General features: G+C 72.3%; 12 protein-coding genes. 4 read left to right on the top strand and 8 right to left on the bottom strand.

What is annotated here, in order from left to right; genetic code table 11:
• Window positions 1–2: 2 nt before the first annotated feature.
• Both ACFYO2_RS08165 and ACFYO2_RS08160 read right to left on the bottom strand, forming a co-directional pair.
• Window positions 3–1,694 (bottom strand): DUF885 domain-containing protein, encoded by a 1,692-nt coding sequence (locus tag ACFYO2_RS08165; protein ID WP_388345739.1) that lies wholly within the window; start codon window positions 1,692–1,694, stop codon window positions 3–5.
• Window positions 1,695–1,727: 33 nt separating this feature from the next.
• Complete coding sequence (locus ACFYO2_RS08160; protein WP_388345736.1) at window positions 1,728–2,222, bottom strand: Lrp/AsnC family transcriptional regulator; 495 nt, start codon at window positions 2,220–2,222, stop codon at window positions 1,728–1,730.
• Window positions 2,223–2,282: 60 nt separating this feature from the next.
• Between ACFYO2_RS08160 and ACFYO2_RS08155 the strand changes: the two genes are divergently transcribed.
• On the top strand, window positions 2,283–3,515 hold the full coding sequence (locus ACFYO2_RS08155) for a trans-sulfuration enzyme family protein (protein WP_388345733.1): 1,233 nt from the start codon (window positions 2,283–2,285) through the stop codon (window positions 3,513–3,515).
• Here the strand turns inward: ACFYO2_RS08155 and ACFYO2_RS08150 are convergent.
• The 3 genes from ACFYO2_RS08150 to ACFYO2_RS08140 all read right to left on the bottom strand — a co-directional run bounded on the left by ACFYO2_RS08150 (window position 3,512) and on the right by ACFYO2_RS08140 (window position 7,698).
• Window positions 3,512–4,966 carry a GNAT family N-acetyltransferase gene (locus ACFYO2_RS08150; protein ID WP_388345730.1) on the bottom strand — a complete coding sequence of 485 codons (1,455 nt, stop codon included), beginning with the start codon at window positions 4,964–4,966 and terminating at the stop codon, window positions 3,512–3,514. The genes ACFYO2_RS08155 and ACFYO2_RS08150 overlap by 4 nt on opposite strands.
• 109 nt (window positions 4,967–5,075) lie before the next feature.
• Window positions 5,076–6,650, bottom strand: coding sequence for an alkaline phosphatase D family protein (locus tag ACFYO2_RS08145; RefSeq protein WP_388345727.1), 1,575 nt, complete (start codon window positions 6,648–6,650; stop codon window positions 5,076–5,078).
• A gap of 217 nt (window positions 6,651–6,867) precedes the next feature.
• Window positions 6,868–7,698 (bottom strand): alpha/beta fold hydrolase, encoded by an 831-nt coding sequence (locus ACFYO2_RS08140; RefSeq protein WP_388345724.1) that lies wholly within the window; start codon window positions 7,696–7,698, stop codon window positions 6,868–6,870.
• 154 nt (window positions 7,699–7,852) lie between these two features.
• Between ACFYO2_RS08140 and ACFYO2_RS08135 the strand changes: the two genes are divergently transcribed.
• Window positions 7,853–8,740 (top strand): RNA polymerase sigma-70 factor, encoded by an 888-nt coding sequence (locus ACFYO2_RS08135; RefSeq protein ID WP_388345722.1) that lies wholly within the window; start codon window positions 7,853–7,855, stop codon window positions 8,738–8,740.
• A 193-nt stretch (window positions 8,741–8,933) separates the two neighbouring features.
• Window positions 8,934–9,695: a GntR family transcriptional regulator gene (locus ACFYO2_RS08130; protein ID WP_388345719.1), complete on the top strand. Its 762-nt coding sequence runs from the start codon at window positions 8,934–8,936 to the stop codon at window positions 9,693–9,695.
• A gap of 73 nt (window positions 9,696–9,768) precedes the next feature.
• On the opposite strand, the gene ACFYO2_RS08125 is transcribed toward ACFYO2_RS08130, so the two are convergent.
• The 3 genes from ACFYO2_RS08125 to ACFYO2_RS08115 form a co-directional block, all read right to left on the bottom strand.
• Window positions 9,769–10,926, bottom strand: coding sequence for an ROK family protein (locus ACFYO2_RS08125; RefSeq protein WP_388345716.1), 1,158 nt, complete (start codon window positions 10,924–10,926; stop codon window positions 9,769–9,771).
• A gap of 211 nt (window positions 10,927–11,137) precedes the next feature.
• A complete protein-coding gene (locus ACFYO2_RS08120; RefSeq protein ID WP_388345713.1) occupies window positions 11,138–11,800 on the bottom strand; it encodes a response regulator in 663 nt (220 codons plus the stop codon).
• 14 nt (window positions 11,801–11,814) lie between these two features.
• Entirely contained in the window at window positions 11,815–12,984 is a 1,170-nt protein-coding gene (locus ACFYO2_RS08115) for a sensor histidine kinase (protein WP_388345710.1), read from the bottom strand.
• 107 nt (window positions 12,985–13,091) lie between these two features.
• On the opposite strand from ACFYO2_RS08115, the gene ACFYO2_RS08110 reads away from it, so the two are divergent.
• Complete coding sequence (locus ACFYO2_RS08110) at window positions 13,092–14,036, top strand: ABC transporter ATP-binding protein (protein WP_388345707.1); 945 nt, start codon at window positions 13,092–13,094, stop codon at window positions 14,034–14,036.

The raw sequence follows: 14,036 nt of genomic DNA, 5'->3' as shown, positions 1-14,036 counted from the left end.
AGTCAGAGCTGCGACAGTTCGTCCACCAGGTCGTCCAGTCCCAGCGAGCCCTGCGAAAGAGCGGCCATGTGCCAGGACTTGAGGTCGAAGGCGTCGCCGTGCCGCTTGCGGGCGTTCTCCCGGCCCAGCAGCCAGGCCCGCTCGCCGAGCTTGTAGCCGATCGCCTGCCCCGGGATCGTCAGATAGCGGGTCAGTTCGCTCTCCACGAAGTCCGCCGGACGGCTGCTGTGCGCGCCGAAGAATTCCTGGGCCAGCTCCGGAGTCCAGCGCTCGCCCGGGTGGAAGGGGGAGTCCGCCGGGATCTCCAGCTCCAGGTGCATGCCGATGTCGACGATGACCCGGGCGGCCCGCATCATCTGCGCGTCGAGGTACCCCAGGCGCTGCTCCGCGTCCGTGAGGAAGCCGAGTTCGTCCATCAGCCGCTCCGCGTACAGCGCCCAGCCCTCCGCGTTGGCGCTGACCATGCCGATGGAGGCCTGGTAGCGGGAGAGGTCCTTGGCGACGTGCGCCCACTGCGCGAGCTGGAGATGGTGACCCGGGACGCCCTCGTGGTACCAGGTCGAGACCAGGTCGTAGACGGGGAAGCGGGTCTGGCCCATCGTCGGCAGCCAGGTGCGGCCCGGGCGTGAGAAGTCCTCCGAGGGGGGCGTGTAGTACGGGGCCGCCGCGCCGCCGGGCGGAGCGATCCGGGACTCCACCTTCCGCACCCGCTCGGCGAGTTCGAAGTGCGTGCCGTCGAGCGCGTCGATGGCCTGGTCCATCAGGCCCTGCAACCAGTCGCGGACCTCGTCGACGCCCTGGATGTGCTTGCCGTGCTCGTCGAGGTGCGCGAGCGCCACCCACGGCGTCTCGGCGCCGGGCAGGATCTTCTCGGCCTCCTGCTTCATCTCGCCGAGCAGGCGGTGGTACTCGGCCCAGCCGTACGCGTACGCCTCGTCCAGGTCGAGGTCGGTGCCGTTGAAGTAGCGCGACCAGCGGGCGTAGCGCTCCCGGCCCACCGTGTTCGGGGCGCCCTCGATGGCCGGCGCGTACACCTCGCGCATCCAGTCCCGCAGCTCGGCCACGGCCGCGTTCGCCGCACGGGCCGCCTCGTCGAGTTCGGTGCGCAGCGACTCGGGGCCCGCCGACGCGAAGTCCTCGAACCAGCCCCGGCCCTTGCCGTCCGTGTCCGCCCACTCGGTGAGCTGATCGACGAAGGTGGCCGTCGGCCGCGGGGCCGCGTACAGCTTGCGCTCCAGGCCCAGCGTGAGCGACTCGCGGTAGCCCGCCAGGGCGGTGGGCACCGCGCGCAGCCGCTCGGCGACGGCCGCCCAGTCCTCGTCGGTCTCCGTCGGTGTGACCGTGAAGACCTCCCGCACCGAGTGCGCGACCGTGCCCAGGTTGCCGACCGAGCGCAGCCCCTCGTCCGCCTCGTGCACCGCCAGTTCCGCACTGAGCCGCTCACGCAGCAGCCGCGCACACCGGCGCTCGATGTCACTGTCCGCACCGGGCTGCCGCTCGGCCTCGTCGAGCCGCGCCAGCGTGGCCCGGTGCAGCTCCGCGAGCGCCTCCTGGCCCGCGGGTGAGAGGTCGGGCAGCCTGCTCGAACTGTCCTTCACACCGAGATACGTACCGGTGACCGGGTCGAGGGCGATGAGCTCGTCGACATACGCGTCGGCGACTTCACGGGGCAGCGGGCTCTTGGTCTCAGACATGTGGACCATCCTCGTACGACGGGTCGCCGCACGTCACCCGGTTTGAGCCGAGGGCGTACCGGGAGGCAGGAGAGGCCCGCAGTCCCACTGCTGGAAGATCAACCGGGTCTCCACGCGGGCGACTTCACGCCGGGACGTGAACTCGTCGATGACCAGGCGTTGCAGGTCGGTCATGTCCGCGACGGCCACATGGACGAGGTAGTCGTCCGGGCCGGTGAGGTGGAAGAAGGTCCGGGACTCCGGCAGTGCCCGGATCCGCTCCACGAACGGTCCCACCAACTCCCGCCGGTGCGGCCTCACCTGTACGGACAGCAGCGCCTCCAGGCCCCGGCCCAGCTTGGCGGGATCGAGCCGGAGCTGATGGCCGAGGATGACGCCGGCGCGGCGCAGCCGGGTCACCCGGTCCAGACAGGTCGACGGGGCGACCCCGACCTGCGCGGCGAGGTCCCGGTAGGTGGTCCGGGCGTCGTTCTGCAGCAGGCGCAGCAGATGCAGGTCCACCGGATCCAGTACGACAGATTCGGCCATCGGCCGAACGTAGCACGGGATCCCACCCCTGTGACCCGGCCGGTGTTCACCCTTCCGTCCATGGACACAGCGAGCAGGGACACAGCGAGCGGGCAGACGTCCTCGCATGACGCCGTACGCACCGCCACGAGAGCACTGGCCACCGAGGCCGTCCACGCCGGCCGCGACGACCTCGCCCGGCAGGGACTGCACGCCCCGCCGATCGACCTGTCCACCACCTATCCCTCGTACGACAGCCGCGGCGAGGCCGCCCGCATCGACGCCTTCGCGACCACCGGCGCCGAGCCAAAGGGCCCGCCCGTCTACGGGCGGCTCGGCAACCCGACCGTCGCCCGCTTCGAGACGGCCCTCGCCCGTCTGGAGGGCACCGAGGCCGCGGTCGCGTTCGCCAGCGGCATGGCCGCGCTGAGCGCGGTCCTTCTCGTACGGTCGTCCCTGGGCCTGCGCCACGTGGTGGCCGTGCGCCCGCTGTACGGCTGCAGCGACCACCTGCTCACCGCGGGGCTGCTCGGCTCCGAGGTGACCTGGACCGACCCGGCCGGGATCGCGGACGCGCTGCGACCGGACACCGGCCTGGTGATGGTGGAGTCCCCGGCCAATCCCACGCTCGCCGAGGTCGACCTGAGGGCCGTCGCCCACGCCTGCGGCTCGGTGCCGCTGCTCGCGGACAACACCTTCGCCACCCCCGTGCTCCAGCGTCCCGCCGAGCACGGTGCGCGCCTGGTGCTGCACAGCGCGACGAAGTACCTGGGCGGGCACGGAGACGTCATGGCCGGGGTCGTGGCCTGCGACGAGGAGTTCGCCGGGCGGCTGCGGCAGGTCCGGTTCGCCACGGGCGGTGTGCTGCATCCGCTGGCCGGCTATCTGCTGCTGCGCGGCCTCGCGACCCTCCCGGTGCGGGTACGGGCCGCGTCCGCGAACGCCGCGGAACTCGCCCGGCGGCTGGCCGCCGACCCGCGCGTCGGCCGCGTCCACTATCCGCGCATCGGCGGCGCGATGATCGCCTTCGAGGTGTACGGCGACCCGCACGAGGTGATCGGCGGCGTCCGCCTGATCACCCCGGCCGTGAGTCTCGGCAGCGTCGACACCCTCATCCAGCACCCGGCCTCCATCAGTCACCGCATCGTGGACGCCGAGGACCGGCGCGGCGCGGGCGTGAGCGACCGGCTGCTCAGGCTGTCGGTGGGCCTCGAGGACGTCGAGGACCTGTGGGAGGACCTGGACCGGGCGCTGGGCGAACGGTTCGGCACCACGTGCCGAACCGTCCACCCGGCCGGAGCCCGCGACTCCTAGTCGCGGACGGTCTCCTCGCTGAGCTCCAGCTCCCGCTCCTGCTCGTACGCCGGCGGCGCTCCGACCGGAGCCACGTCCAGGCGGGCCGTGATGACCAGGGTGCCCTGCTCGATCTGATAGTCGAGGGGGAGCCCCAGGCCGCGCATCGCGGCGACCATGCCGGTGTTGGACGACTGCGTCACCGCGTACACGCTCGCGCAGCCGGCCTCGACGGCCATCGCCACCAGCCGTCCGAGGAGTTCGCCGCCGATGCCGCGCCGCTGCCAGGCGTCCTCGACGAGCAGCGCGACCTCCGTCTCGTCCCCGTCCCACAGCAGATGGCCGAGCCCCACGACGCGCCCGGAGGCGGTCTGTACGGCGAGCGTCCGGCCGAAACGGGGGCTGAGCAGGTGGTTGAGGTAGCGGTCGGCGTCACCGACCGGACCGTGGTACCGCATGCCGAGGGTCCGCTGCGAGCACCGCTCGTGCATCGCCTTCGCGGCCTCCAGGTCGTCCACGTCGGCCCGGCGTACGGTGATGTCGTTGCCCTCGGGCAGGGTCAGTACGTCGTGGCTGCGCGGCATCCGCGGACCGAGCCGCGCGTCCAGCTCCACCAGCGCCCGTACCCGTGCGAACTCCGTCGGGGTGAACGGCAGGTACGGCCGCTCCACGGTGATCACTCCGCCTTCCGGCGCCCGGAGCCGCATCACGGTGTCCTCCAGTACGCCTTCCGCCGGTACAGCCTCCGTTCCCCGGCCGTCACCGGCCACCGGCTTGGCGGGCAGGGACCGGATGGTGCAGCGGCCCAGCAACTGGCGCAGGGCCAACGGCAGTTCCGCCGCGTCCAGGGCCGTACGGGCGGCCAGGCCCAGCACCCGGGTCGGCGCGTCCACCAGGTCGTGGGCATCCGCCCGCTCGATCCAGGTGTCGCTGCCGCCGGCCGCCGCGATCGCACGGGTGATCTCGGCGCCCGCGAGGTCGCCGGGAGCACGCAGCAGGAACTCGTCCACCGTGCCGTCGGCCAGCGGGTGCGTCTGCAGGCTGAGGATGTCGACCCGCTGCCCGGCGAGGGCCGTGCACAGGGCGGCCAGCGAGCCGGGTGTGTCCTTCACGGTGGTCCGCATCCGCCACAGGGTGCTCTCCGCGGCCACCGGGTCCGGCGTCGCCGACACCCGGTCGGACGGCCCGGCCTGCTGCTCCATGGGCAGCGGCCGGGCACCCGTATCGCCGGTCGGAGGGGCGTGACCGTGGCGGCGTGACCACCATGTGTGGAACCCCGCCGTGGCGATCAGCACCATCGCCGAGACCAGCAGCAGCTCGGGGCCGTCGGGCCCGTGCCCCACCAGGTTTGCCACGGCGTCCGCCACCGCAACGGCGGTGAACAGGGCCGCGAGTTCGACCACGTCGCGCCGCCAGTGGTGGACAGGGCGACCGTTCTTGGTACGCGTCACATCGGACACTTTTCGAGTCATGCACCCACTGTGGAGGAACGGTGTTGCGTGATCACGAACGCTTTGTGACTGATCGGTAAAAGATGGTTCCGTACCTTTTGTTTTTCTTTGTACGATTCTTATGTGGCCGTTACTGACCGATACGGCCCGGCTGGAGCACCCGTGTGAACAACACGGTGCCGTCCTGTTCCCGCAGCCGTACCGTCAGCTCCCCGCCGGCCCCGTCGATGTCGACCTCGCCGAAGAACTGGTATCCGCCTGCGGGAGAGACATTGGCCGTGGTGGGTGCCTTGACGAAGACCCGGTCCGGGCCGAAGGTGCCGTCCAGCGCGTTCGCCGGGAAGGCGCCCGCGTTGAGCGGTCCGGAGACGAACTCCCAGAAGGGCGCGAAGTCCTTGAACGCGGCCCGCGACGGGTCGTAGTGCTGGGCCGAGGTGTAGTGCACGTCGGCCGTGAGCCAGACCGTGCCGGTGATCCGCCGGTGCTTGATGAACCGCAGCAGTTCGGCGATCTGCAGCTCACGGCCGAGCGGGGCGCCGGGGTCGCCCTGCGCGACCGCCTCGATGTTCGGCCTGCCGTCCGTGGCGTCCGGGACTACCAGGCCGAGCGGCATGTCGGAGGCGATCACCTTCCACACCGCCCGGGAGCGGGCCAGTTCACGCTTGAGCCACTCCAGTTGCTCGCGCCCGAGGATGCCCCGCGGGTCGGTGGCCTGGTCGTCCGGCGAGTTCGCGTTGCGGTAGGTGCGCATGTCCAGGACGAAGACGTCGAGGAGCGGACCGTGGTGCTGCACCCGGTAGACGCGGCCGCCGGGGCGGCGCAGGGTCGAGATCGGGAAGTACTCCGAGAACGCCTGCCGGGCGCGGGCGGCGAGCACGTCGACGCTCTTCTCGGTGTAGCGGGTGTCGGCGAGGATCTCGCCCGGGAACCAGTTGTTGGTGACCTCGTGGTCGTCCCACTGGATGATGGAGGGGACCTGGGCGTTGAAGCGCCTGAGGTTCTCGTCGAGGAGGTTGTAGCGGAAGTTGCCGCGGAACTCCGCCAGTGTCTCGGCGACCTTCGACTTCTCCTCGGTGGTGAGGTTCCGCCAGGTACGCCCGTCCGGCAGGGGCACGGTCTCGGTGAGCGGGCCGTCGGCGTAGATGTTGTCGCCGCTGCAGAGGAAGAAGTCCGGGTCGAGCTTCGCCATCGCGTCGTAGATCCGGTAACCGCCGAGCTCCGGGTTGATACCCCAGCCCTGCCCGGCCAGATCGCCCGACCAGACGAACCGCACGCCGTCGCGCCGCTTGGCGGACGCCGTGCGGAAGGTGCCGGTGACCGGCTCGCCGGTGCGTCGCGGGTCGTCCGGGTCGGCGAGCAGGACTCGGTAGTGGATCTGCTCGCCCGCGGGCAGTCCGCGCAGCGGGGTCGTCCCGGTGAAGTCCGTGTCCGCGCCGAGCAGCGGCCCGTGCCATCTGCGCGGGTTGCGGAACGACTCGGTGGCGGAGGTCTCCACGACCATCCGGGCCGGACGATCGGAGCGCACCCACACGAGTGCCGAGTCGTCGGTGACGTCTCCCGTCTGCACGCCCCAGCCCGCCCCGGGGCGCCCGGACAGTGCGAACGCCGGTGCCGCACCGACGGCGGCGGGCAGGGTCAGGGCCGCCGAGGCGGCGAGGGAGCCGCGCAGGACGCCGCGGCGGCCCGGGAACGGACGGTGTGACATGGATGCGCCTCCAGGGACGAGTTCGGGCCAGTGTGCAGTGCCACACCTACTCGTACGCCGCAGCGCCCACGGAAACCGCAAGTGAACAACTGACCGTGCCGCGGCGGGACCAGGCCAACGGCCACCGCTCAACTACTCGCCCGCACGCCGCCCTTGCCCGTGACCCGGCGGTCCCGTGAGAGGCCCTCAAGGCCCTCGCGTCCCGAGGGCGGGCCCCTCAGCGGCTGCCGTCGAGGATGACGCGCGAAACCAGCGCGGGGTCGTCGTTCATCGGGCAGTGGCCGCAGCCGGGCAGCCGTACCAGCCGTGCCCGGGGGATGATCTGCTTGGCGCGCACGCCCTGGCGCCGGATGAGCAGCCTGTCCTTCGTGCCCCAGGCGAGGGTGACGGGGATGCCGGGCACGTCGTCGGTGAACTGGACGGCGCTGCCTGCCCGAAGGGTCTCGGTGAATCCCGTAGCCCGCGCCAGCGCGAGCGTCTCGGCGACGACGGCCTCGGGCGAACGGCGGGTCGGGCGGGCGTAGATGGTGCTCGTCAGGGCCGCGCGACCGACCGCCGTGCGCGCCAGCTGCTCGACCACCGGAAGCGGCATGCGCTCGGCGATCCGCCGCATCGCGAGGAGCACGCCGAAGGCGTAGCGCCGCTCGGCCTGCGACCAGAACCCGGCCGGCGACAAGGCTGTGACCGAGCGCACGAGCCGCTCCCGGCCGAGCTCCAGCGCCAGCAGCCCGCCGAGCGAGTTGCCCGCCACATGCGGCCGGTCGAGCTCCATCGCCTCGCAGAAGGCGCCGAACACCGACGTGGTCGTGGGCAGGTCGTACGCGAGGCCGTCCGGCAGGCCGGGGGAGACGCCGAACCCGGGCAGGTCCACGGCGATCACGTCGCGCTCGGTCGCGAGGATGTCCACTATCGGGTCCCAGGCCTGCCTGTGGTGACCTATGCCGTGCAGCAGGAGCAGCGGTTCGCCCCTGCCTTTGCGCGTGTAGGACACGGTGACCGACTGGGGGCCCTGTGCGGTGGGCACCTTGAAGGCGACGGTGGCGGACATGAGGCTGCTCCTCGACGGTGGGGAGTCGTTGACGAACGCGATGGTAGACAGCTTGTCAGCAATTGCTACCGGCGGGTAGCCCCTTGGAGTCCTTGGGGCGGCGCGCCTCCGCAATCGCCTGGACACGACCGCAGGTGTCCGCTGGGATGGATCCGTGACCGCCGACACCGTGACCGACGTCTTCGAAGAGCACCGCCCGGTCCTCCTGGGCGTCGCCTACCGCATGCTCGGGCGGGTGGCCGACGCGGAGGACGTGGTGCAGGAGGCCTGGCTGCGCTGGGCGGGCGCCGACCGGACCGAGGTGCGCGAACCGCGCGCCTATCTGGTGCGCATCACCACCCGCCTGGCCATCGACCGGCTGCGCCAGGTCAAGGCACGCGGCGAGACGTACGTCGGCCCGTGGCTGCCCGAGCCGTACGTCACGGACTTCGGCGACACCGTGCCCGACACCGCGGAGCGGGCGGTCCTCGCCGACTCGGTGTCCCTCGCCGTCCTCGTCGTCCTGGAGTCGCTGTCGCCGCTGGAGCGTGCGGTGTTCGTCCTCAGGGAGGCCTTCGGCTATCCGTACGCCGAGATCGCCGGAATGCTCGAGCGCGGCGAACCGGCCGTGCGGCAGCTCGCCGGGCGGGCCCGCAAGCACGTCGAGGAGCGCCGGCCACGCTACGAGGTCGACCCCGTGCAGCGCCGTGACCTCACCGAGCGGTTCCTCGCCGCCGCTGAGGAGGGCGACCTGGAGGGGCTCATGTCCCTGCTCACCCCGGACGTACGGCTCGTGGGCGACAGCGGCGGCAAGTCGAAGGCGCCGCTGCGGGTCCTGGAGACGGCCGACAAGGTGGGCCGCTTCATCGTCGGTGTCGCCCAGAAGGGCGGGATCCCCGACCTGTCCATCCGCTTCCTGGAACTCAACGCAGGGCCCGCGATCCTGGCCCTGTCGGGCGACAAGCCCGACTCCGTCTTCCAGCTGGACGTCCTGGACGGGCGCATCCAGTCCGTCTACGTCATCCGCAATCCCGACAAGCTGCGGTCCCTGGCCGCACTCTGACGCCCGGCGCCCGGCCCGCTGCACGAACGCCTCGTGAACGCTGTGCGGCAACACCGTCATGCGCTGCGCCAGGGATCGAGGATTGGTCTTGACCAAGGGTGGGGGTCGTCCTATGGTCGCAGAGAAGTGCAACAACCTTTAATAAACAAGGGCGCTAAAACGCCGCCGGACCACGGCGATTGCGGAGGCAAGGGTGGGGACCACGCAGCTGGAAACGGTGCCGGAACCGAAGTACTGGCATCTCAAGACCGTACTCAGTGAGGCACTGGACACCGAGTTCACGGTGGGCGAGATCCTGCCCAACGAGCGCGACCTCGCCGCCCGCTTCGGCGTGGCCCGCGCCACGCTCCGCCAAGCCCTGGAACAGCTCGAACTGGAAGGCCGTCTCCAGCGGCGCCGCGGAGTCGGTACGACCGTCGCGCCGCCCCGCATGGGCGTGGCCGTCGGCACGGAGCAGCACGCCTGGCCGGGCGCGGCCGGCGACGACTGGCAGCCCGTCGACTGCACGCAGGAGGTGCCGCCCGCGGCGGTCGCAGACGCGCTGGAGACCGGGACCGACCAGCCCGTCCACCTGGTGCGCCGCTCCCGCACGACGCACGGCCAGCCCGTCGCCGCCGAACTGCTCTACATCGTGTCGTCGGCGGTACCCGACGTCTCCGCCGTCGGCGCGCCCGCCGGAGCGGCACGCGCGCGTGCCGTGCTGCGCGAGCTCCAGCGCCTGGAACTGGAGGGCCAGGAGAGCGCCGTCGAGCTGGGCTCCGCCCGCGCGGACGACGCCCGGCAGCTGGACCGCCTCCCCGGGGCGCCCGTCCTCGTCGTCACCACCCGCTACATCGCCGAGGGCCGCACGGCCGCGGTCTCCGTCGCCACCTACCGCGCGGACACCTGCCGGCTGACCTTCGGTGACCCGAGCGGCGTCGAGTTCCACCAGGGCCCGGAGCGCCGGGCCTCCTGACCGTCGTGAGGGCCGCCTTCATGGAACAGCGCCCCGGAGCTGGCTCCGGGGCGCTGTTCCATGAAGGCGGCCCTCAGCGGCGTGCCGTCATCGTCCCCTCCACCGCGAACAGCTGCTCCTCCACATGGTCGAGCGCCAGCCGCAGCGCGCCCGTCGCCACGGCCGCCTCGCCCAGCAGGGACAGGGCCACGTTCGGAGGCCGCAGGCAGTAGCGCGCCAACTCGCGCCGCAGCGGTTCCAGTACGCCGTCCAGTCCGGCCGCCCAGCCGCCGACGACCACCAGTTCCGGGTCGAGGGCCAGCACGAGGGCCGCCACGTCGTGCACCAGCCGCTGGATGAAACGGTCGACGGCCGCGCGGGCCCGCTGGTCGCCCTCCCGTGCCTGGGCGAAGACCTCGGCGACGGCCTGCTCGTCCAGGGGGTGCAGGGGCTCGTCCGTGGTGGACAGCAGCGTCTCCGGGGTGACCTCGCGGCCCAGCAGGTGCAGGGCACCGATCTCGCCGGCCGCCCCGCCGTAGCCCCGGTGCAGCTGCCCACCGATCAGCGCGCCGGCGCCCGGGCTCAGCCCGGCCAGCACGAACACGATGTCGTCGGACTCGGTGGCGGCGCCCTTCCAGTGCTCGGCGACCGCCGCGGCATTGGCGTCGTTCTCCACCAGGACCGGGCACTTGAAGGAGCGGCTCAGCCGCTCGCCGAGACGCAGACCGGTCCACTCGGGCAGCGCGGTCCCCAGCCGGACCGTGCCGTCCGCCTCGACGATCCCCGGCGTGGCGACGCCCACGGCCCGCAGGGAGCCGCGCGCGACCCCGGCCCGGCGCAGCAGTTCGGCCACCGCGGTGCGCAGCCGTTCCAGGCGCTCGTCCGCCGAGGCCGTCTCGTCGACGTCCTTGGCCTGCGCGCCGATCACCCGGCCGTCCAGGTCGGAGAGGAGCACGGCGACGCGGTGCGCCCCGATCTCCACGCCCAGCAGATGACCGGCCTCGGCACGGAACCGGAACCGCCGCGCGGGCCGCCCCTGGCGCCGCACCACACTCTCGTCGGCGGCCTTCTCGACGACGTAACCCGCCTCGATCAGCCCTTCGACGACACCTTCGACGGTCGGCCGGGACAGTCCGGTCACCCGGGTGATCTCGGTCAGCGTCGCGCAGTCCGTGGCACGCAGCGCGTGCAGCACCACCGCGGAATTGATCCTTCGCAGCAGCGAGGGATCCCCGCCGGTCAGCCGCCCCAACGTCCGTCCTCCCAGCTCGTGCGCGTGTTGGCCGGATCGTACTCGGCGCGGCGCACCCCGGCGAGTGCCGGGACGCACGAGCCGACCGCCTGCCTCCACCGACGGGTTCCGGTCAGCGGGCCTGCGGGCCCCCGACGGGTTGAGTCGGCCGTCCGCCCGGCCCAGCAGCGGGTTCCGGAGCGCATCCCCCCGGACCGGCGACGAGCCGAGGTCAGCCGGGTGCCACGAACCCCGACTCGTACGCCGCGATCACGGCCTGCGTCCGATCCCGCGCCCCCAACTTCGCCAGTACGGCGCTCACATGCGACTTCACCGTCTCCGTCCCGACGACCAGCCGGGCGGCGATCTCCGCGTTCGACAGCCCGCGTGCCATCAGCCGCAGCACCTCGGCCTCCCGCTCGGTCAGCTGGGCGCGCGCCATCACGGCACGGGCCGCGGGGTTGCCGCCGTCGTCGCCGTACTCGGCGGCGAGCTGCCGCACCGAGGCCGGGAACAGCAGCGACTCGCCTTCGGCCACCAGTCGCACCGCGTGCACGATCTCGGCCGGCCGCGCCCGCTTCAGCAGGAACCCGTCAGCACCGGCCCGTAGCGCCTCGTACACGTACTCGTCGTTCTCGAACGTCGTCACCACAAGGATCTTCGGCGGCTCGTCGACCGTCCGCAGCACCGCGCGCGTGGCCTCGATGCCGTCCATGAGCGGCATGCGTACGTCCATGGCGACCACGTCCGGCCGCAGCCGCCGCACCAGCGGGATCACCGCCGCCCCGTCGGCAGCCTCCCCGACGACCTCGATGTCGGGCTGCGCCTCCAGCACGGCCCGCAGACCGGCACGTACGAGGGGTTCGTCGTCGACGAGGAGAACGGTGACCGGCATCCGGCCAGCGTAGATCAGCGCAACGGCAGCTCTACCTGCACCTGCCAGTCACCCTGGTCCGGGCCGGTCCGCGCCCGTCCCCCGAGCAGCGCCGCGCGCTCGCGTATGCCGCGCAGCCCGCTGCCCCGCCCGGGACCCGGTATCTCGGCGGTGAGCGGATTGCGCACCTCCAGGCCGAGCGCGCCGCCGGTGACCTCGATACGGACCCGGACGGGGACCGCTCCCGCGTGCCGCAGCACGTTCGTCAGCGACTCCTGCAGGATGCGGTAGCCCTCCCGGGAGACGGGGCCGGGCACGGTGTCCAGGGGACCGGTCAGTTCGGCCTCGACCTTCGCCCCGGAGGCGCGGGCGGACTCCAGCAGCCGGTCGGCGTCCGTGAGCGTGGGCCGACTGCTCACGGGCCGCTCCGACTCCCGCAGGATGCCCAGCACCCGCTCCAGATCCTCCAGCGCGGCCCTGCCGGTCTCCTCGATGGCGTCCAGGGCCCGCTCGGTGAACGCGGAGTCCTTCGCCGCGCGTGCCGCGCCCGCCTGCACCACGGCGACGGTCAGCGCGTGGCCGATCGAGTCGTGCAGCTCCCGGGCGATGCGCGTGCGCTCCAGCAACTGCTCGGTGCGCTCCTCCAGGGCGGCGAGCCGCTCCGCGGGGGAGGGGCCGAGGAGACGGCGGGCAATGACGGTGATCAGCTCTCCGGAGGCGACCACGACGGCGGCCAGCGCGATCAGGGGGAGGGGCGTGAGCAGGGCGTACCACCAGTGGTGGCCCGGGACCTGGATGAATGTGGCCGGGTCCGGACTGCCTCCCCGAGCGGTGCGCACCAAGTCGTCGGTGAGCATGGGCAGGTGGATCGTGAGGAAGGAGACCGCACAGCCCACGAGCAGCCGGGTCTCCAGCCACAGCGTGGTGCGCCCGCGGTCGCCCCAGGTGACGGACGGCGCGGTGACGATGTCCGCGTTCCCGTCGTCGTGCCGCTGGCCGAGCAGCAACAGCCTGGCCTGCAGCCCTTCGACGGTGCGCATCGCGGGCACGAGTCCCGCCACTGCGAGCAGCACCACCGCCGTGAACCACGCCCACACCGGATCGAAGATGTACCACCACATGGCCGGCCACACGACAGCCATGAACAGATGCAGCCATCGTGTGTACGTCACCGCCCGGGTGAACGGGCGCAGCATGCGGGCCATTTCGTCATCGTGCCAGCCCCCACTGACAACGGACCTCCCCCGCGTGGGGGAGACGGTCCCCACCGGCGGGGGAGGCCCGCGCCCCGTCCCTCGGCCAGGCTGCTGCCATGACCAGCATCGACGTCCAGGACCTCAGCAAGGAGTACGGCACCCGGCGAGCCGTGGACCACCTCACCTTCCGTGTCCTCCCCGGTCGCGTCACCGGCTTCCTCGGCCCGAACGGCGCCGGAAAGTCCACCACCATGCGGCTGGTGCTCGGCCTCGACCGGCCGACCTCCGGCTCCGCCACCATCGGCGGCCGCGCCTACGCCACACTCCGCGAACCCCTCCACCACGTCGGAGCCCTGCTCGACGCGCAGGCCGCGCACGGCTCCCGCACCGGCCGCGACCACCTGCGCACACTGGCCGCCGGCAACCGCATCCCGGACCGCCGGGTCGACGAGGTACTGGAGGAGACCGGGCTCGCCTCGGTGGCCCGGCGCCGGGTGCGGACGTACTCCCTGGGCATGCGCCAGCGGCTGGGCATCGCGGCCGCCCTGCTCGGCGACCCCGAGGTGGTCATGCTCGACGAGCCGTCGAACGGCCTCGACCCCGAAGGCATCATCTGGATCCGCGAGTTGCTGCGCCGACTCGCGGCCGAGGGCCGCACGGTCCTGGTCTCCAGCCATCTGATGAACGAGACCGCGTCCTTCGCCGACCACCTCGTGGTCCTCGGCCGGGGCCGCCTGCTCGCCGACACCCCGATGCGGGAGTTCATCCACGCGCGCGTGCGGCCCCGCGTACGCATCCGCACGTCGGACCCCACCGCGCTCAAGGCGGTCCTCGCCCGGCACGGCCACGACGCCGAGCAGCACGCGGACGGGCACTGGACCGTGCACCACGCGCGCGTGGACGACATCGGCCGCCTCATGTCCACTGCGGGCGTGCCGGTCCTCGAACTGACGGCGGAGGAGGCCACGTTGGAGCAGGCCTACCTCGATCTGACGGCCTCGGAAACCGAGTTCGCCGCCCCCGCTTCCCACCCGTCCACGACGCAGCCGTTGGAGGCCTGA

It is taken from the genome of Streptomyces sp. NPDC006602 (assembly GCF_042870385.1).
GTDB lineage: Bacteria > Actinomycetota > Actinomycetes > Streptomycetales > Streptomycetaceae > Streptomyces.
This window is presented reverse-complemented; position numbering and strand designations above follow the sequence as displayed.

Excerpts from the sequence above, each read along its gene's own strand:
- ACFYO2_RS08165 (WP_388345739.1), bottom strand. The coding sequence starts at position 1,694 with ATGTCTGAGACCAAGAGCCCGCTGCCCCGTGAAGTCGCCGACGCGTAT.
- ACFYO2_RS08160 (WP_388345736.1), bottom strand. The coding sequence starts at position 2,222 with ATGGCCGAATCTGTCGTACTGGATCCGGTGGACCTGCATCTGCTGCGC.
- ACFYO2_RS08155 (WP_388345733.1), top strand. The coding sequence starts at position 2,283 with ATGGACACAGCGAGCAGGGACACAGCGAGCGGGCAGACGTCCTCGCAT.
- ACFYO2_RS08150 (WP_388345730.1), bottom strand. The coding sequence starts at position 4,966 with ATGACTCGAAAAGTGTCCGATGTGACGCGTACCAAGAACGGTCGCCCT.
- ACFYO2_RS08145 (WP_388345727.1), bottom strand. The coding sequence starts at position 6,650 with ATGTCACACCGTCCGTTCCCGGGCCGCCGCGGCGTCCTGCGCGGCTCC.
- ACFYO2_RS08140 (WP_388345724.1), bottom strand. The coding sequence starts at position 7,698 with ATGTCCGCCACCGTCGCCTTCAAGGTGCCCACCGCACAGGGCCCCCAG.
- ACFYO2_RS08120 (WP_388345713.1), bottom strand. The coding sequence starts at position 11,800 with ATGCCGGTCACCGTTCTCCTCGTCGACGACGAACCCCTCGTACGTGCC.
- ACFYO2_RS08115 (WP_388345710.1), bottom strand. The coding sequence starts at position 12,984 with ATGGCCCGCATGCTGCGCCCGTTCACCCGGGCGGTGACGTACACACGA.
- ACFYO2_RS08110 (WP_388345707.1), top strand. The coding sequence starts at position 13,092 with ATGACCAGCATCGACGTCCAGGACCTCAGCAAGGAGTACGGCACCCGG.